We start from the raw sequence: 17137 nt of genomic DNA on the forward strand, positions 1-17137 counted from the left end.
TGGGACTGACGGAGGGGAGCTGACGTGGGTCTCGAGGAGAAGCTGCCGAGCGGCTTCCTGCTGACGACGGTCGAGAAGCTGGTCAACTGGACGCGGAAGTCCTCGCTGTGGCCGGCCACCTTCGGCCTGGCCTGCTGCGCGATCGAGATGATGGCCACCGGCGCCGGCCGCTACGACCTGGCCCGGTTCGGCATGGAGGTCTTCCGCGCCTCCCCGCGCCAGGCCGACCTCATGATCGTCGCCGGCCGGGTGAGCCAGAAGATGGCGCCGGTCCTGCGGCAGATCTACGACCAGATGCCCGAGCCGCGCTGGGTGCTCGCCATGGGCGTCTGCGCCAGCTCCGGCGGCATGTTCAACAACTACGCGGTGGTGCAGGGCGTCGACCACGTCGTCCCCGTGGACATGTACCTCCCCGGCTGCCCGCCGCGCCCGGAGATGCTCACGGACGCGATCCTCAAGCTGCACCACAAGATCCAGAACGAGCCGCTCGGTCCCAAGCGGGCCCGCCGGCTCGAGGAGGAGCGGGCCGAGGGCCGCGCCCCCGACCTGCTGGTCGAGATGCCCTCGAGCGTCCGCGCCGACAAGGCCAAGCGGGCGGCCTACGAGCAGGCCGCGGCCCTCGGCCGCACCGGCCAGTTCGCCATCGAGCAGCGCGGCGGCGACGCCGTCCTCCTGCCCGGACCGCGCGGCGGGTCCCGGTGACCGGCCCCGGCGACCGCAGCGGCGCCGACGCCTCGCAGGGCGCCGCGGCCGCGGGCGGCGGCTTCCGCAAGGGCGCGTTCGGCGTCAGCGGCAGCGGCGACACCTCGGGCTTCGGCGGCCTGGTCCGCGTCGAGCCGGGCGGGGCGGTCGCGCTGCACTCCACCGACCGCCCCTACGGCGGCTGGTTCGACGAGGTGACCGACGCGCTGGTCGACGCCGTCGGCGCGGCCACCTACGCCGCCGCGGTGCAGCGGGTCCTCGTCGACCGCGGGGAGATCACCTACTTCGTCGCCCGCGAGCACCTGCTCACCCTGGTCCGGGCGCTGCGCGACGACGACGCCCTGCGGTTCGAGCTGTGCAGCAGCGTCTCCGGCGTCGACTACCTCGACAGCGGCGGCCCCGCGGTGGACGCCGGCCGGCCGCGGCTGCACGTCGTCTACCACCTGACCTCGATGACCTACCGGCGGCGGATCCGGCTGGAGGTCGCCGTCACCGCCGAGGACCCGCACGTGCCGTCGGTGTCCTCGGTCTACCCGACGGCGGACTGGCACGAGCGGGAGACGTTCGACATGTTCGGTGTCGTCTTCGACGGCCACCCGGCGCTGACCCGGATCCTCATGCCCGACGACTGGGACGGGCACCCGCAGCGCAAGGACTACCCGCTCGGCGGCGTGCCGGTGGAGTACCACGACGCGACGATCCCGCCGCCCGACACCCGGCGGAGCTACCGATGAGCACCACCCACGACCCGTACGCCGGCTCGCGGGAGACCACCGAGGGGCGGGTCTACACCGTCACCGGCGGCGACTGGGACCAGGCCTTCGGCGCGGACCTCTCCGGCGAGGAGCGGCTCGTCGTCAACATGGGGCCGCAGCACCCCTCGACGCACGGCGTCCTGCGGCTGGTCCTCGACCTCGAGGGCGAGACGGTGACCAAGGCGCGGGTGGTCATCGGCTACCTGCACACCGGCATCGAGAAGAACACCGAGTACCGCAACTGGGTGCAGGGCACGACCTTCGTGACGCGGATGGACTACCTGGCCCCGCTGTTCAACGAGGCCGGCTACTGCATGGCCGTCGAGAAGCTGCTCGGCATCGAGGTGCCGCAGCGGGCGCAGACCATCCGCGTGCTGGTCATGGAGATCAACCGGATCGCCTCGCACCTCGTGGGCCTGGCCACCGGCGGCATGGAGCTGGGCGCGCTCACCGGCATGACCAACGGCTTCCGCGAGCGGGAGCTGTGCCTCGACCTGCTCGAGGAGATCACCGGGCTGCGCATGAACCACGCCTACATCCGGCCCGGCGGCGTCGCCCAGGACCTGCCGGCCGGCGTGGAGGAGTCGATCCGCGAGTGGCTCACGGTCATGCCCGAGCGGCTGGCCGGCTACCACAAGCTGCTCACCGGCCAGCCGATCTGGCAGCGCCGGCTCAAGGACGTCGGCTACCTCGACGTCACCGGCTGCCTGGCCCTCGGTGTCACCGGGCCCGTGCTGCGGGCCGCCGGGCTACCCTGGGACCTGCGCAGGACGGAGCCCTACCTCGGCTACGAGACCTACGACTTCGAGGTCCCCACCGCCGACACCTCCGACGCCTGGGGCCGCTACCTGGTCCGGATGGCCGAGATGTTCGAGTCGCTGAAGATCGTCCGCCAGGCGCTCGACCGGCTCGAGCCCGGCCCGGTGATGGTCGAGGACCGGAAGATCGCCTGGCCCGCGCAGCTGTCGCTCGGCGCCGACGGCATGGGCAACTCCCTGGAGCACGTCCGCCACATCATGGGCACCTCGATGGAGGCCCTGATCCACCACTTCAAGCTGGTCACCGAGGGGTTCCGGGTGCCGGCCGGGCAGGTGTACGTGCCGGTCGAGTCGCCGCGGGGGGAGCTCGGCTACCACGTGGTCAGCGACGGCAGCACCCGGCCGTGGCGCGTCCACGTGCGCGACCCCAGCTTCGTGAACCTGCAGGCCACCGCCGCCATGAGCGAGGGCGGGATGATCGCCGACGTCATCGCCGCCATCGCCTCCATCGACCCCGTGATGGGAGGGGTGGACCGATGAGCGCACTCCCCGGCTCCCGGGAGGGCGCGGCGACGACCGGGCTGGTCGACAGCCCGGTCGAGCCGCCGCCGGCGGACCTGCCGCCGCTGACCGAGCAGGCGTGGCTCGAGGCGCGGGAGATCACCACCCGCTACCCGCAGCCGCGCTCGGCGCTGCTGCCGATGCTGCACCTGGTCCAGAGCTACCAGGGGTACGTGACGCCGGAGGGCGTCGCGCTGTGCGCCGAGGTGCTCGGGCTGACCAAGGCCGAGGTCGGCGCGGTCGCCACCTTCTACACGATGTACAAGCGCCGCCCGACCGGCCGGCACCTGGTCAGCGTCTGCACCAACACGCTGTGCGCCGTCCTCGGCGGGCAGCGGATCATGGACGCGCTGTCGGCCGACCTCGGCGTCCACCACGACGAGACGGCGGCCGACGGCTCGGTCACCCTCGAGCACGCCGAGTGCCTGGCCGCCTGCGACTACGCGCCGGTGGTCACCGTCGACTACGAGTTCTACGACCAGCAGGACGTCGAGAGCGCCCGCGCGCTGGTCGCCGCGCTGCGCCGCGGGGAGAAGCCGCACCCCACGCGCGGCGCCCCGCTCACCGACTTCCGCGGGGTCTCCCGGCAGCTGGCCGGCTTCTCCCAGCACGCCGACGCCGGGTCCGCGCGCGCCGCCGTCGACGCGCCGGGGGAGTGGGGCCCGACGCTGGCCGGCGTCCGGCTGGCCGCCGAGCGCGGCGAGTCCGCCCCGCCGATGAGCGGCCCCGAGCCGGAGCCCGCCGACACCGGCGAGCCCGCGGAGACGGTGGCGCCGTCCGGCGACGCCGGCCGGACGCCGGAGGAGGAGGCCGCCGACGCCCGCGTCGCCGCCGCCGACAACCCGGCCGAGCGGGCCGGCGCCGCGCAGGCGCACCCCGACCGCGGCACCGAGTACGGCCGGCGCACCCCCGGCGGCGACCGTCCCACCCCCGACACCCCCGCAGGGACCGAGCCGGGCACCTCCGGCCAGGGTCCAGGGAAGGCCTGAGATGCCGCTCACCCCCGTCCTCACCGCGCGCTGGGGCGCCGAGCAGCCCTGGCGGCTGTCCACCTACGAGTCCCTCGACGGCTACGCCGCGCTGCGCACCGCGCTGTCGATGCAGCCCGACGAGCTGGTCTCCCTGGTCAAGGACTCCGGCCTGCGCGGCCGCGGCGGCGCCGGCTTCCCCACCGGCATGAAGTGGAGCTTCATCCCGCAGCCCAAGCCGGGGGAGACGCCCACCGGGCCGGCCGCGATGCCCAAGTACCTCGTGGTCAACGCCGACGAGGGCGAGCCGGGCACCTGCAAGGACCTGCCGCTGATGATGACCGACCCGCACTCCCTGGTGGAGGGCGTGATCATCTCGGCGTACGCGATCCGCTGCCGGTTCGCCGTCATCTACGTCCGCGGCGAGGCGGTGCACGCCCACCGCCGGCTGGTGTCCGCCGTCGAGGAGGCCTACGCGGCCGGGTACCTCGGCAGCGACGTCCTGGGCTCGGGCTACGACCTGGAGCTGGTCGTGCACGCCGGCGCCGGCGCCTACATCTGCGGCGAGGAGACGGCGCTGCTCGACTCGCTCGAGGGCTACCGCGGGCAGCCGCGGCTCAAGCCGCCGTTCCCCGCGGTCGCCGGCCTCTACGGCGCCCCGACGGTCATCAACAACGTCGAGACGCTGGCCACCGTGCCGTTCGTCGTCCGCGGCGGGGCGGAGTGGTTCAAGCGGTTCGGGCCGGAGAAGTCGCCCGGGCCGAAGATCTACTCGCTGTCGGGCCGTGTCACCCGCCCCGGCCAGTACGAGGCGCCGATGGGCACCACGATGCGCGAGCTGCTGGAGATGGCCGGCGGCGTGCGGGCCGGGCACGAGCTCAAGTTCTGGACGCCGGGCGGCTCCTCGACGCCGTACTTCACCGCCGAGCACCTCGACGTGCCGCTCGACTTCGACTCGGTCGCCGCCGCGGGCTCGATGCTCGGCACGACGGCGCTCATGGTCTTCGACGAGACCGACTCGATCGTCGAGGCCACCCTGCGGTTCACCGAGTTCTACGCGCACGAGTCCTGCGGCAAGTGCACGCCCTGCCGCGAGGGGACCTACTGGCTGGTCCAGGTGCTGCAGCGGCTGGTCGACGGCCGCGGCACGGCGGCCGACCTCGACCTGCTCACCGACACCTGCGACAACATCCTCGGCCGCTCGTTCTGCGCGCTCGGGGACGGCGCGACGAGCTGCATCACCAGCTCGCTCAAGTACTTCCGCGACGACTACGTCGCCCTGCTGCCGCCCGAGGAGCAGGCCCGCCTGGGCCGCTCGCTGCGGCTCGAGCCCGTCGGAGTGGCCTCGTGACCCTGACGCCCACCGCCCCCGAGCCCGCGCCGGCGGTGCCGCCGGGCGTCCCCGGCCCGCACACCCCGCCGGACGCCGTCCGCTGCACCATCGACGGCTTCGACGTCGCGGTGCCCAAGGGGACGCTGATCATCCGGGCGGCGGAGATGGTCGGCATCCAGATCCCGCGGTTCTGCGACCACCCGCTGCTCGACCCGGTCGGCGCCTGCCGGCAGTGCCTGGTCGAGGTGGAGGGCCAGCGCAAGCCGGTGGCCTCCTGCACCATGCCGGTCACCGACGGCATGGCGGTCAAGACGCAGCTGACCAGCCCGGTCGCGGACAAGGCGCAGCAGGGCACGATGGAGCTGCTGCTGATCAACCACCCGCTGGACTGCCCGGTCTGCGACAAGGGCGGCGAGTGCCCGCTGCAGAACCAGGCGATGAGCAACGGCCGCGCCGAGACCCGCTTCGTCGACGTCAAGCGGACCTATCCGAAGCCGCTGCCGATCAGCAGCGAGATCCTGCTCGACCGCGAGCGCTGCGTGCTGTGCGCGCGCTGCACGCGGTTCTCCCAGCAGGTGGCCGGCGACCCGTTCATCGAGCTGTTCGAGCGGGGCGCGCTGGAGCAGGTCGCCGTCTACGAGGACGAGCCGTTCTCCTCCTACTTCTCCGGCAACACCACCCAGATCTGCCCGGTCGGCGCGCTCACCAGCGCGCAGTACCGGTTCCGGTCGCGGCCGTTCGACCTGCGCAGCGAGCCCTCGGTGTGCGAGCACTGCTCCTCGGGCTGCTCCATGCGCACCGACTACCGGCGTGGCAGGGTCATGCGCCGGCTGGCGGGGGAGGACCCCGCGGTCAACGAGGAGTGGACCTGCGACAAGGGCCGCTTCGCCTTCCGCTACGCCGCCACCAACGACCGCCTCACCACCCCGCTGGTCCGCCGCGACGGCGTGCTGGAGCCCGCCTCCTGGCCGGACGCGTGGGCCGCGGCCGCCGAGGGCCTGCGCGCGGCGCGGGCCGCGGGCGGGGTCGGGGTGCTGCCCGGCGGCCGGCTGACCGTCGAGGACGCCTACGCGTACGCCAAGTTCGCCCGCGTGGCGCTCGGCACCCACGACGTCGACGCCCGCGCCCGCGCGCACTCGGCCGAGGAGCAGGCCTTCCTCGCCGCGCACGTGGCCGGCACCGGCCCGGAGCGGGGGGCGGTCACCTACGACGAGCTCACCGCCGCTCCGGCCGTGCTGCTGGCGGGCTTCGAGCCGGAGGAGGAGTCGCCGATCGTCTTCCTCCGCCTGCGCCGGGCGGTGCGGAAGAACCGGCTGGCCGTCTACGACCTGGCCCCGTTCGCCACCCGCGCGGCGCAGAAGCTGCAGGCCACCGTGCTGGTCACCCGGCCCGGCGAGGAGGCCCGCGCGCTCGCGGCGCTGGCCGAGGGCAGCTGGGGCGGCCCCGCCGTCGAGGCGCTGCGGCAGCCCGGCGCGGTCGTGCTGGCCGGCGAGCGGCTGGCCGAGGTGCCCGGCGCGTTCACCGCGCTGGCCGCGCTCGCCCGCGCCACCGGCGCCCGCCTGGCCTGGGTGCCGCGGCGGGCCGGGGAGCGCGGCGCCGTCGAGGCCGGCGCGCTGCCCGCGCTGCTGCCCGGCGGCCGGCCGGTCGAGGACCCCGTCGCGCGCGCCGAGGTGGCCGCGCTGTGGGGCGTGGACCCCGCCGACCTGCCGGCGCTGCCCGGCCGGGACGCCACCGGCATCCTCGCCGCGGTCCGCGACGGCCGGCTGGCCGGCCTCGTCGTCGGCGGCGTGGACCCCGCCGACCTGCCCGACCCCGCGCTCGCGGCGGAGGCGCTGGCCGCGGCGTCGTTCGTCGTCAGCCTCGAGCAGCGGCCGACCGCCGTCACCGAGCACGCCGACGTCGTCCTGCCGGTGGCCGCCGCGCCGGAGAAGGCCGGCAGCTACCTGGACTGGGAGGGCCGGGTGCGGTCCTTCGACGCCACGCTGCACGGCACCGGCCAGCTCCCCGACGGCCGGGTGCTGCACGGCCTGGCCGAGCACCTCGACGCCGACCTGCGGCTGCCCACCCCCGAGGCGGCCCGCGCCGAGCTCGCCTTCCTCGGCGACGCGAGCGCCCGCGCCGAGGGCGGCCTCGACGTGCCGCCGGCCGTGGCGCCGGAGCCGGGCGAGGGCGAGGCGCTGCTGGCCTCCTGGCGGCAGTTGCTCGACGTCGGGACGCTGCAGCGCGACGAGCCCGAGCTCGCCGGCACCGCCCGCCCGCCGGTGGTGCGGATCAGCGCCGCGCGGGCCGCCGGGCTCGGCCTGGCCGACGGCGCCCCGCTCACCGTCACCGGCGCCACCGGCTCGGTCACCCTGCCCGTCTGCGTCACCGAGATGCCCGACGACGTGGTGTGGCTGCCGATGCGCTCACCGGGCAGCGAGCTGCGCACCGGCCTCGGCACGGCGCCCGGCGGCGTCGTCCGGCTGAGTGCTCCGGGATCGAGCGCGGGAGGTGTCGCGTGACCCTGCTCGCCGCCGCCGACCAGCCGACGCTCGAGGACTTCGGGCACGACGTCTGGTGGATCGTGCTCGTCAAGATCGTCGGCGTCTTCGTCGTGCTGGTCCTGATGACGCTGTTCGCGATCGTGTTCGAGCGCAAGGTCGTCGCCCGCATGCAGCAGCGCGTCGGCCCCAACCGGGTCGGCCCGCGCGGCTACCTGCAGAGCCTGGCCGACGGGCTGAAGCTGGCGTTCAAGGAGGACATCCGGCCCGCGCTCGCGGACAAGCCGGTCTACTTCCTGGCCCCGGTCATCGCGACCATCCCGGCGTTCCTGGCGTTCTCGGTCATCCCGCTGGGCCCGGTGGTCAGCATCTTCGGCCAGCAGACCCCGCTGCAGCTCACCGACGCCCCGATCGGCGTCCTGGTCGTCCTGGCCTGCTCGGCGATGGGCGTCTACGGCATCGTGCTGGCCGGCTGGGCCTCGGGCTCGACCTACCCGCTGCTCGGCGGGCTGCGCAGCGCCGCCCAGATGGTCAGCTACGAGATCGCGATGGGCCTGTCGATCGTCGCGGTGTTCCTCTACGCCGGGTCGATGTCGACCTCGGAGATCGTCGCCGCCCAGGCAGACGGCAACCGGCTGTCGTTCTTCGGGCTGGAGTTCACCGGCCCGGGCTGGTTCGCGGTCCTGCTGCCGGTCAGCTTCGTCATCTACGCGGTCGCCGTCGTCGGCGAGACCAACCGGGCGCCGTTCGACCTGCCCGAGGCCGAGAGCGAGCTGGTCGGCGGCTTCCACACCGAGTACTCGTCGCTGAAGTTCGCGCTGTTCTTCCTCGCCGAGTACATCAACATGGTCACCGTCTCGGCGCTGGCCGCGACGCTGTTCCTCGGCGGCTGGCGGGCCCCGTGGCCGATCTCGATCTGGGACGGCGCCAACTCCGGCTGGTGGCCGCTGCTGTGGTTCTTCCTCAAGGTCTGCGTGGCGCTGTTCGTGTTCATCTGGCTGCGCGGGACGCTGCCCCGGCTGCGCTACGACCAGTTCATGCGCTTCGGCTGGAAGGTCCTGGTGCCGACGGCGCTGGTCTGGATCCTCGCCGTCGCCACGATGCGCACCGTCTCCCGCGAGGCGGACCTGTCCACCGGCCAGGTGGCGGTGTTCGTCGGCGTGCCGATCGCGCTGCTGGTGCTCCTCGGTCTGTCGGTCGCCGGCCGGGCCAGCAACCGCGACACCCGGCTCATGGCCGAGGACGCCGCGGCCGGCGGCGTCCACGCCACGGACCCCGACCCCGACCCCGAGGTGCTGCCCCCGGCCGGGCCGCGGCACCGCCCGGCGCAGCGCACCGGCCCGGCCCGCGCCGAGGGCGGCTTCCCGGTGCCGCCCATGGACCTCGTCGTGCCGCCGTCGCCGCGGCTGCGCCGGGCCGAGCCGGTGGGCGCACGCCCCGAGGGCGGCGTGGTCAGCAGCGGTCGCCGAGGCGCCGGCAGCACCACGGGCAGCACCGCGACCAGCGCACAGGAGGACTCCGATGTCTGAGCGGACCCCCGCGGGGGCCACCCCGGCCCGGCGCGGCGGCGGCGAGGTCGAGCGGACCGGCGGCGCCGGCGGCGGCACGCCCGCGCCCCGCCGCAGCCTGCTGCCGGCGCCCGGCCAGGGGTTCGGCGTCACCTTCGGCCAGATCTTCAAGAAGGTGACCACCGAGGAGTACCCCGAGGTCCCCAAGGTGACCAAGCCGCGCTACCACGGCCGGCACGTGCTCAACCGGCACCCCGACGGGCTGGAGAAGTGCATCGGCTGCGAGCTGTGCGCCTGGGCCTGCCCGGCCGACGCGATCTACGTCGAGGGCGGGGACAACACCGAGGACGCGCGCTACAGCCCCGGTGAGCGGTACGGCCGCGTCTACCAGATCAACTACCTGCGCTGCATCTTCTGCGGGCTGTGCATCGAGGCCTGCCCCACCCGCTCGCTGACGATGAGCAACGACTTCGAGCTGGCCGACGACAACCGGCAGGACCTGATCTACACCAAGGAACAGCTCATGGCCCCGCTGCTCCCCGGCATGGAGGCCCCGCCGCACGCCATGCGCCTCGGCGACGACGAGAAGGCCTACTACGTGCGCGAGCCCCAGCAGGGGTCCGCCGCCGAGCCGGTCACGGTGGAGCGGACATGACCGAGGTCGCCATCGGCACCGGCGAGGCCGTCGTCTTCTGGATCCTCGGCCCGGTCGCGCTGGCGGGGGCACTGGGGATGGTGTTCAGCCGCAACGCCGTCCACTCGGCGCTGTGGCTGGTCAACACGATGCTCGCCCTCGGCGTCTTCTACGTCGTCCAGTCCGCGCCGTTCCTCGGCGCCGTGCAGATCATCGTCTACACCGGCGCGATCATGATCCTGTTCCTGTTCGTCCTCATGATGGTCGGCCGGGACTCCTCGGACTCCGTGGTCGAGACGCTGCGCGGGCAGCGGGTGGCGGCCACGGTGCTCGGCGTCGGGTTCGCCGGGCTGGTCGGCGCCGGCATCGCCCGCGCCACGCAGGACACCCCGGTCGCGGGCCTGTCCGACGCGCAGGGCGGCACCGGCAACATCGACTCGATCGCCGAGCTGCTGTTCACCCGCTACCTGCTGGCCTTCGAGGTCACCAGCGCGCTGCTGATCACCGCCGCGGTCGGCGCGATGGTGCTCGCGCACATCGAGCGCGAGCCCGGCACCCGGCGGACGCAGAAGGAGCTCTCCCGCGCCCGGTTCCTCACCGACCGGCCGCAGACGCTGCCCGGCCCCGGCGTGTTCGCCCGCGCCAACTCCGTGGCCGCCGGCGCGCTGCTGCCCGACGGGCGCACCGCCGAGGACAGCCTGGCCACCGGCATCGAGCCCCAGGAGGTCGACCAGATGCCCCGCCCCACCGGCCGGGCCCAGCTCGGCAGCCCGGACGCCGCCCTCGGCACGCTCGACCCGGCCCCGGAGGACCGGGCATGACGCTCACGCACTACCTGGTGCTCGCGGCGATCCTGTTCACCATCGGCGCCGTCGGCGTGCTGGTGCGGCGCAACGCGATCGTCGTCTTCATGTGCGTCGAGCTGATGCTCAACTCGGTCAACCTGACGCTGGTCACCTTCGCCCGGGCCTCCGGCACCGTCGACGGCCAGATCATGGCGTTCTTCGTCATGGTCGTCGCCGCGGCGGAGGTCGTCGTCGGCCTCGCGATCATCATGTCGATCTACCGGACCCGCCGGTCGGCGTCGGTCGACGACGCCAACCTGCTCAAGTACTGACGGGAGCCGGTCACCCCCATGGAATCCGCCGTCGCCGCCGAGGGCCTGCTGTCGGCCTCGTGGCTGGTCATCGCACTGCCGCTGCTCGGGGCCGCGGTCCTCCTGCTGGGCGGCCGCCGCACCGACCGGTGGGGCCACCTGCTGGGGACGGCGACCGTCCTGGCCGCGTTCGTGGTCGCGCTGCTGTGCACCGTGCAGCTGGCCGGGCTGGAGGAGCGGGCGGTCGACGTCGACCTGTTCACCTTCCTGTCGGTGGGCTCGCTCGACGTGCAGGCGGGGCTGCTGGTGGACCCGCTGTCGGCCACCTTCATGCTGCTGATCACCGGCGTGGGCGGGCTGATCCACGTCTACTCGGTCGGCTACATGGCGCACGACCCGCGGCGGCGCCGGTTCTTCGCCTACCTGAACCTGTTCGTCGCGGCGATGCTGCTGCTGGTCCTCGGCGACAACTACGTGGCCCTCTACGTCGGCTGGGAGGGCGTGGGCCTGGCCTCCTACCTGCTCATCGCCTTCTGGCACGAGCGGCCGGCCGCGGCCACCGCCGCGAAGAAGGCCTTCGTGATGAACCGGGTCGGCGACGTCGGCCTGGCCCTGGCGATCTTCGTGATGTTCGCCCAGCTCGGGACGGTCTCCTACGAGGGCGTGTTCGGCGGGGTCGGGGCACTCGCCGGCGGCACCCTGACGGCGCTCGGCCTGCTCCTGCTGCTCGGCGCGTGCGGCAAGTCCGGCCAGTTCCCGCTGCAGGCGTGGCTGCCCGACGCCATGGAGGGCCCGACGCCGGTCTCGGCGCTCATCCACGCCGCGACGATGGTCACCGCCGGCGTCTACCTCATCGCCCGGTCCGCGCCGATCTACGACCTGACGCCGACCGCCCGCGCCGTCGTCCTCGCCGTCGGCGCGATCACCCTGCTCTACGGCGCGATCGTCGGCTGCGCGTACGACGACATCAAGAAGGTGCTCGCGTACTCGACGGTCAGCCAGATCGGCTACATGTTCCTCGCCGTGGGGCTGGGCCCGGTCGGCTACGCCGCGGGCATCGCGCACCTGCTCACCCACGGCTTCTTCAAGGCCGGGCTGTTCCTCGGCGCCGGGTCGGTCATGCACGCCATGGGCGACCAGGTGGACATGCGCCGCTTCGGCGGGCTGGCCCGGCGGCTGCCGGTCACCTTCGCCACCTTCGGCCTGGGCTACCTCGCGCTGATCGGGTTCCCGTTCCTGTCCGGCTACTGGACCAAGGACGCGATCATCGAGGCGGCGCTGGACCGCGGCGACGGGTGGGGCTGGCTGCTGGGCGCGGTCGCCGTCGTCGGTGCCGGGCTGACCGCCTTCTACATGACCCGGCTGGTGCTCATGACGTTCCTCGGCCGGCCGCGCTGGACCGAGGGCCAGCACCCGCACGAGGCCCCGACGGTGATGACCGCCCCGATGGTGCTGCTCGCCGTCGGCTCGGTGGCCGCCGGGTTCCTGCTGGTGCAGGTCTTCCCGCTCGACGAGTGGCTCGCCCCGGTGTTCGGCGAGCCCGAGGAGGCCGCGCACGTGGTCGCCCCGGCCGTCGTCGGGGTCGTGGTGACCGCGGTGATGCTGGTCGGCGTGCTGGCGGCCTGGCTGTTCGTCGGCCGCCGCGAGGTCCCCGAGGTCGCCCCGGCCCGCGTCTCGCCCGTGGTGCGCGCGGCGCGCAAGAGCCTCTACGCCGACACGGTCAACGAGTCGCTGTTCATGCGGCCGGGCCAGTGGCTCACCCGGGCGCTGGTGTGGGTGGACAACCGCGGCGTCGACGGCGCGGTCAACGGCCTGGCCGCCACGCTCGGCGGCTCGTCGTCGCGGCTGGGCCGGGCGCAGACCGGGTTCGTCCGGTCCTACGCGCTCGGGATGCTCGGCGGCGCGGTCCTGGTGGCCGGGGCACTGCTGGCGGTGACGGCCGGGTGAGCGGGCTGGGCTCTCTGGAGAGGACGACCGACGACATGAGGACCGTGGCGTGAGCGACTCCCTGCTCCTGGTCGCGATGCTGGTGGTGCCCGCGGTGGGCGCCGCCGTCGTCGCCGCCCTGCCCAAGACCAGCACGGCGCTGGCCCGGCAGCTCGCCCTCGGCGTCAGCCTGGTCGTGCTGCTGCTCGCGGTGCTGGCCACGGTCGCGTTCGACCCCGACGGCGACCGGTTCCAGCTGACGACGTCGGTGCCGTGGATCGAGGGCTTCGGCGTCGACTTCGCCCTCGGCGTCGACGGCATCGCGCTGGTGATGCTGCTGCTGGTCGGCGTGCTGGTGCCGGTGGTCGTGCTCGCCTCGTGGCGCGACGAGCCCACGAGCCGCCGCTCCATGCGGACGTTCTTCGCCTGGCTGCTGCTGCTCGAGGCGTGCATGGTCGGCGTCTTCGCCGCCACCGACGTCTTCCTCTTCTACGTCTTCTTCGAGGCGATGCTCGTCCCGATGTACTTCATCGTGGGCAGCTTCGGCGGCCCGCGCCGGCAGTACGCCGCGGTCAAGTTCTTCCTGTACAGCCTGGTCGGCGGGCTGGTCATGCTCGCCGCGGTCATCGGCCTGTACGTCGTCAGCGAGGCGGCGGGCGACGGCACGTTCGCCTTCGAGTCGCTGCGGCAGCTCGACATCGACCCGGCCGCGCAGCGGCTGCTGTTCCTCGGCTTCTTCGTCGCGTTCGCGATCAAGGCGCCGCTCGTGCCGCTGCACACCTGGCTCCCCGACGCCGGTGCCGAGGCCCCGATCGGCGGCGCGGTGCTGCTCGTCGGCGTCCTCGACAAGGTCGGCACGTTCGGGTTCCTGCGCTACTGTCTCCCGCTGTTCCCCGACGCCTCGCGGGAGTTCGCCCCGCTGGTGCTCGTGCTCGCCGTCGCCGGCATCCTGTACGCCGCGCTGCTGGCGATGGGGCAGAGCGACATGAAGCGGCTGGTGTCCTACACCTCGATCGCGCACTTCGGCTTCATCGCCCTCGGCGTCTTCGCCTTCACCACCGAGGCGGGCACCGGCGCGGTGCTGTACATGGTCAACCACGGCATCGCGACCGGACTGCTCTTCCTCGTCGTCGGGATGCTCATCGCCCGCGGCGGCTCCCGGCTGGTCGGCGACTACGGCGGCGTGGCCGCCCGGGCGCCGAAGCTGGCCGGGGTGTTCCTGATCGCGGGGCTCGCGTCGCTGGCGCTGCCGGGCACCAACAGCTTCGTCAGCGAGTTCCTCGTGCTCATCGGCTCGTACCCGACCCGGCCGGTGTTCACCGTCCTGGCCACCGTCGGGATCATCCTCGCCGCGCTGTACGTCCTGCTGCTCTACCAACGCACCATGCACGGCCCGCCGCGCGGCGTGCTCTTCCCGGCCGACGACGAGCCGGCCGCGGCCCCCGCGGCCCCCGCGGCCCCCGTGGGCGGCGCGCACGGCGCGACGGCGACGCTGACCGCCCCGGCCCCCGCGGCCCGGGTGACGGCGCGGCTGCGCGACCTGACCCGCCGCGAGACGGCCGTCGTCGCCCCGCTCGTCGCCTTGATCATCGTGCTCGGCGTCTACCCGCAGCCGCTGATCCGGCTGATCGAGCCGGCCGTCGCCGCGACCATGAGCGACGTCGGCGCCGACCCGGCCGGCGTCGAGGCTCCGACCGAGGGGACCGACTGATGACCATCGAGGCCCCCGACCTCTCCTACGCCGCGCTCGCCCCGCTGCTGTTCGTCTTCGGCGCCGCGTGCACCGGCGTGCTCGTCGAGGCGTTCGGCCCGCGCGACACCCGGCACCCGGTGCAGGTCGCCGTCGCGCTGGTCGGCACCCTCGGCGGGCTGGTCAGCACCCTGCTGCTGGCGGGCACCCGCGAGGTGACCGCCGGGGGTGCGCTCGCCGTCGACGGCGCCGGGCTGTTCCTGCAGGCCACCATCGCCGGTCTCGGCGCGCTGTCGCTCCTGCTGTTCGCCGAGCGCAACCTCGACCCGGCCCGCTCGGCGTTCGTCGTCTCCGCCGCGGTGCCGGCGGGCAGCGTCCGCGACCGCGAGCTGCTCACCGTGCAGCGCGTGCAGACCGAGGTCTACCCGCTGGCCACCTTCGCCATCGGCGGCATGATGCTCTTCGTCACGGCGAACGACCTGCTGCTGATGTTCGTCGCCCTCGAGGTGCTCAGCCTGCCGCTGTACCTGATCAGCGGCCTCGCCCGCCGGCGCCGGCTGCTGTCGCAGGAGGCGGCGGTCAAGTACTTCCTGCTCGGCGCGTTCGCCTCGGCGTTCTTCCTCTACGGCCTGGCGCTGGTCTACGGCGCCACCGGCAGCATCCGGCTCTCCACGGTCCGCGAGGCGGTCACGGCCGGCGGGGGCGGCACGCTCGCCGTCCTCGGCCTGGCGCTGCTGATCGTCGGGCTGCTGTTCAAGGCCAGCGTGGCGCCGTTCCACACCTGGACGCCGGACGTCTACCAGGGCGCGCCCACCCCGGTGACCGCGTTCATGGCCGCCTGCACCAAGGTCGCCGCCTTCGGCGCCATCCTGCGGCTGCTCTACGTCGCGTTCGGCACCGAGGAGTGGACCTGGCGGCCGCTGGTCTACGCCGTGGCGATCGTCTCGATGGTCGTCGGCGCGGTCCTCGGCCTCACCCAGACCGACCTCAAGCGGATGCTCGCCTACTCGTCGGTCGCGCACGCCGGGTTCCTGCTCACCGGCGTCCTCGGCTACCCGGGGACGGGCCTGTCGGCGGTGATGTTCTACCTGCTGGTCTACGGCCTGACCACGCTCGGCGCGTTCGCCGTGCTGACCCTCGTGCGCAGCGGCGACGGTGAGGCCACGCACCTGTCGCAGTGGGCGGGCCTCGCCCAGCGCTCGCCGGTCACCGCCGCGGTGATGAGCCTGTTCCTGCTCGCGCTCGCCGGCATCCCGCTCACCAGCGGCTTCACCGGCAAGTTCGCCGTCTTCCGGGCGGCGATCGAGGACGGCGCCTGGCCGCTGGCGCTGGTCGCGCTGCTGGCGAGCGCGGTGGCGGCGTTCTTCTACCTGCGGGTCATCGTGCTCATGTACTTCTCCGAGCCGGCCGCCGACGGCCCCACCGTCGGCGTGCCCGGGCTGCCCACCACCGTCGTCCTCGCGGTGACCGCCGCGGCCACCCTGGTCCTGGGCATCGTCCCCGGGGCGGTGCTCGGTCTCGCCGATCGGGCGGCTATCTTCGTCGGTTGATGACCGGACCCCGTGCCGCCGTCGACGGGATCGCCCCGGCCGAGGTCTGGCACCGCATCTCGACCCCCGCCTCGACCATGGGCCCCTGGCTCCCGGGCGGGGCCCTCGGCGACTCGCTGGCCGAGGGGCTGACGAACGTGGAGGCGGCGCTGGCCACCGCGGTGGCCAGCGAGCACTCGTTCGTCTCCGAGGCCGCGGGGCACCTGATGGCCGCGGGCGGCAAGCGCTTCCGCCCGATGCTCGCGCTGCTGGCCGCCCACCTGGGCGACGCGCACGCGCCGGAGGTCGTGCGGGCCGCCGTCGTCTGCGAGCTCACCCACCTGGCCACGCTGTACCACGACGACGTCATGGACGAGGCCGCCGTCCGCCGCGGGGCGCCCAGCGCCAACAGCCGGTGGACCAACAGCGTCGCCATCCTCACCGGGGACTTCCTGTTCGCCCGCGCCTCGGACCTGCTCGCCGACCTCGGCCCCGAGGCGGTGCGCATCCAGGCGCGCACCTTCGAGCGGCTGGTCACCGGCCAGATCCGGGAGACCGTCGGCGCCCGCCCCGGCGAGGACCGCGTGCAGCACTACCTCGAGGTGCTGGCCGACAAGACCGGCTCGCTGGTGGCCACCTCGGCCCGCTTCGGCGCCCGCTTCGCCGGCGTCGACGCCGACCTGGTGGAGGCGCTGACCCGCTTCGGTGAGGAGGTCGGCGTGGCGTTCCAGATCTCCGACGACCTGCTCGACATCGTCAGCCAGGACGGCGCGTCGGGGAAGGCGCCCGGCACCGACCTGCGCGAGGGCGTCGCCACGCTGCCCGCGCTGATCGCCCTGGCCGGGGACGACCCCGCCGACGCGCGGCTGCGCGAGCTGGTGTCCCGCCCGCTGTCCGACGACGCCGAGCACGCCGAGGCGCTGGCGCTGCTGCGCGGGTCAGCGGCGCTCGACCGCGCCGGCGGGGTGCTGCGGGACTACGCCGACCGCGCCCGGTCCTCGCTGTCCGCCGTCCCCGCCGGTGAGGTGCGGGACGCGCTGTCGGCGCTGTGCGACTACGTGGTCATCCGCACCAGCTGACCGCGGACGGCGCCGTCCGCGCCGCTCGGGGATGCTCGGCGCCGTGAGGTCCTCCCGCGTCGTGCTGCTGGCCGCCGTCCTGGTGCTGGCCGGCTGCTCCGGGACCGACGGAGCCGAC

14 protein-coding genes are annotated in these 17137 nt (G+C 73.9%); all 14 read left to right on the top strand.

Annotated elements, in window-relative coordinates; translation table 11 throughout:
* The first annotated feature begins 24 nt into the window (after positions 1–24).
* The 14 genes from ACI8AR_RS18530 to ACI8AR_RS18595 are packed head-to-tail and all read left to right on the top strand — an operon-like array spanning position 25 to position 17019.
* Positions 25–702, top strand: coding sequence for a NuoB/complex I 20 kDa subunit family protein (locus ACI8AR_RS18530; RefSeq protein WP_456930279.1), 678 nt, complete (start codon positions 25–27; stop codon positions 700–702).
* Positions 699–1436: an NADH-quinone oxidoreductase subunit C gene (locus ACI8AR_RS18535; protein ID WP_456938012.1), complete on the top strand. Its 738-nt coding sequence runs from the start codon at positions 699–701 to the stop codon at positions 1434–1436. Before ACI8AR_RS18530 ends, ACI8AR_RS18535 begins: the two co-directional genes overlap by 4 nt.
* Positions 1433–2755: an NADH-quinone oxidoreductase subunit D gene (locus tag ACI8AR_RS18540; protein ID WP_457052301.1), complete on the top strand. Its 1323-nt coding sequence runs from the start codon at positions 1433–1435 to the stop codon at positions 2753–2755. Before ACI8AR_RS18535 ends, ACI8AR_RS18540 begins: the two co-directional genes overlap by 4 nt.
* Positions 2752–3765 (top strand): NADH-quinone oxidoreductase subunit NuoE, encoded by a 1014-nt coding sequence (gene nuoE, locus ACI8AR_RS18545; RefSeq protein ID WP_457052302.1) that lies wholly within the window; start codon positions 2752–2754, stop codon positions 3763–3765. The genes ACI8AR_RS18540 and nuoE overlap by 4 nt, the downstream gene beginning before the upstream one ends.
* Before the next feature lies 1 nt (position 3766).
* A complete protein-coding gene (gene nuoF, locus ACI8AR_RS18550; RefSeq protein ID WP_456941625.1) occupies positions 3767–5095 on the top strand; it encodes an NADH-quinone oxidoreductase subunit NuoF in 1329 nt (442 codons plus the stop codon).
* Positions 5092–7578, top strand: coding sequence for an NADH-quinone oxidoreductase subunit G (locus ACI8AR_RS18555; RefSeq protein WP_457052303.1), 2487 nt, complete (start codon positions 5092–5094; stop codon positions 7576–7578). The genes nuoF and ACI8AR_RS18555 overlap by 4 nt, the downstream gene beginning before the upstream one ends.
* Positions 7575–9086: an NADH-quinone oxidoreductase subunit NuoH gene (gene nuoH, locus ACI8AR_RS18560; RefSeq protein ID WP_457052304.1), complete on the top strand. Its 1512-nt coding sequence runs from the start codon at positions 7575–7577 to the stop codon at positions 9084–9086. The genes ACI8AR_RS18555 and nuoH overlap by 4 nt, the downstream gene beginning before the upstream one ends.
* Positions 9079–9720: an NADH-quinone oxidoreductase subunit NuoI gene (gene nuoI / locus ACI8AR_RS18565; protein WP_457052305.1), complete on the top strand. Its 642-nt coding sequence runs from the start codon at positions 9079–9081 to the stop codon at positions 9718–9720. Before nuoH ends, nuoI begins: the two co-directional genes overlap by 8 nt.
* Entirely contained in the window at positions 9717–10520 is an 804-nt protein-coding gene (locus ACI8AR_RS18570) for an NADH-quinone oxidoreductase subunit J (protein ID WP_456938005.1), read from the top strand. Before nuoI ends, ACI8AR_RS18570 begins: the two co-directional genes overlap by 4 nt.
* Positions 10517–10816: an NADH-quinone oxidoreductase subunit NuoK gene (nuoK, locus tag ACI8AR_RS18575; RefSeq protein ID WP_456930270.1), complete on the top strand. Its 300-nt coding sequence runs from the start codon at positions 10517–10519 to the stop codon at positions 10814–10816. Before ACI8AR_RS18570 ends, nuoK begins: the two co-directional genes overlap by 4 nt.
* A gap of 18 nt (positions 10817–10834) precedes the next feature.
* Positions 10835–12742 carry an NADH-quinone oxidoreductase subunit L gene (nuoL, locus tag ACI8AR_RS18580; RefSeq protein ID WP_457052306.1) on the top strand — a complete coding sequence of 636 codons (1908 nt, stop codon included), beginning with the start codon at positions 10835–10837 and terminating at the stop codon, positions 12740–12742.
* 49 nt (positions 12743–12791) lie between these two features.
* On the top strand, positions 12792–14432 hold the full coding sequence (locus ACI8AR_RS18585; RefSeq protein WP_457052307.1) for an NADH-quinone oxidoreductase subunit M: 1641 nt from the start codon (positions 12792–12794) through the stop codon (positions 14430–14432).
* Positions 14432–15961, top strand: a complete 1530-nt coding sequence (gene nuoN, locus ACI8AR_RS18590) for an NADH-quinone oxidoreductase subunit NuoN (RefSeq protein WP_457052308.1) — start codon at positions 14432–14434, stop codon at positions 15959–15961. The genes ACI8AR_RS18585 and nuoN overlap by 1 nt, the downstream gene beginning before the upstream one ends.
* Positions 15961–17019 carry a polyprenyl synthetase family protein gene (locus ACI8AR_RS18595; protein WP_457052309.1) on the top strand — a complete coding sequence of 353 codons (1059 nt, stop codon included), beginning with the start codon at positions 15961–15963 and terminating at the stop codon, positions 17017–17019. The genes nuoN and ACI8AR_RS18595 overlap by 1 nt, the downstream gene beginning before the upstream one ends.
* Positions 17020–17137 lie beyond the last annotated feature (118 nt).

This window comes from Geodermatophilus sp. SYSU D01036, assembly GCF_054050435.1.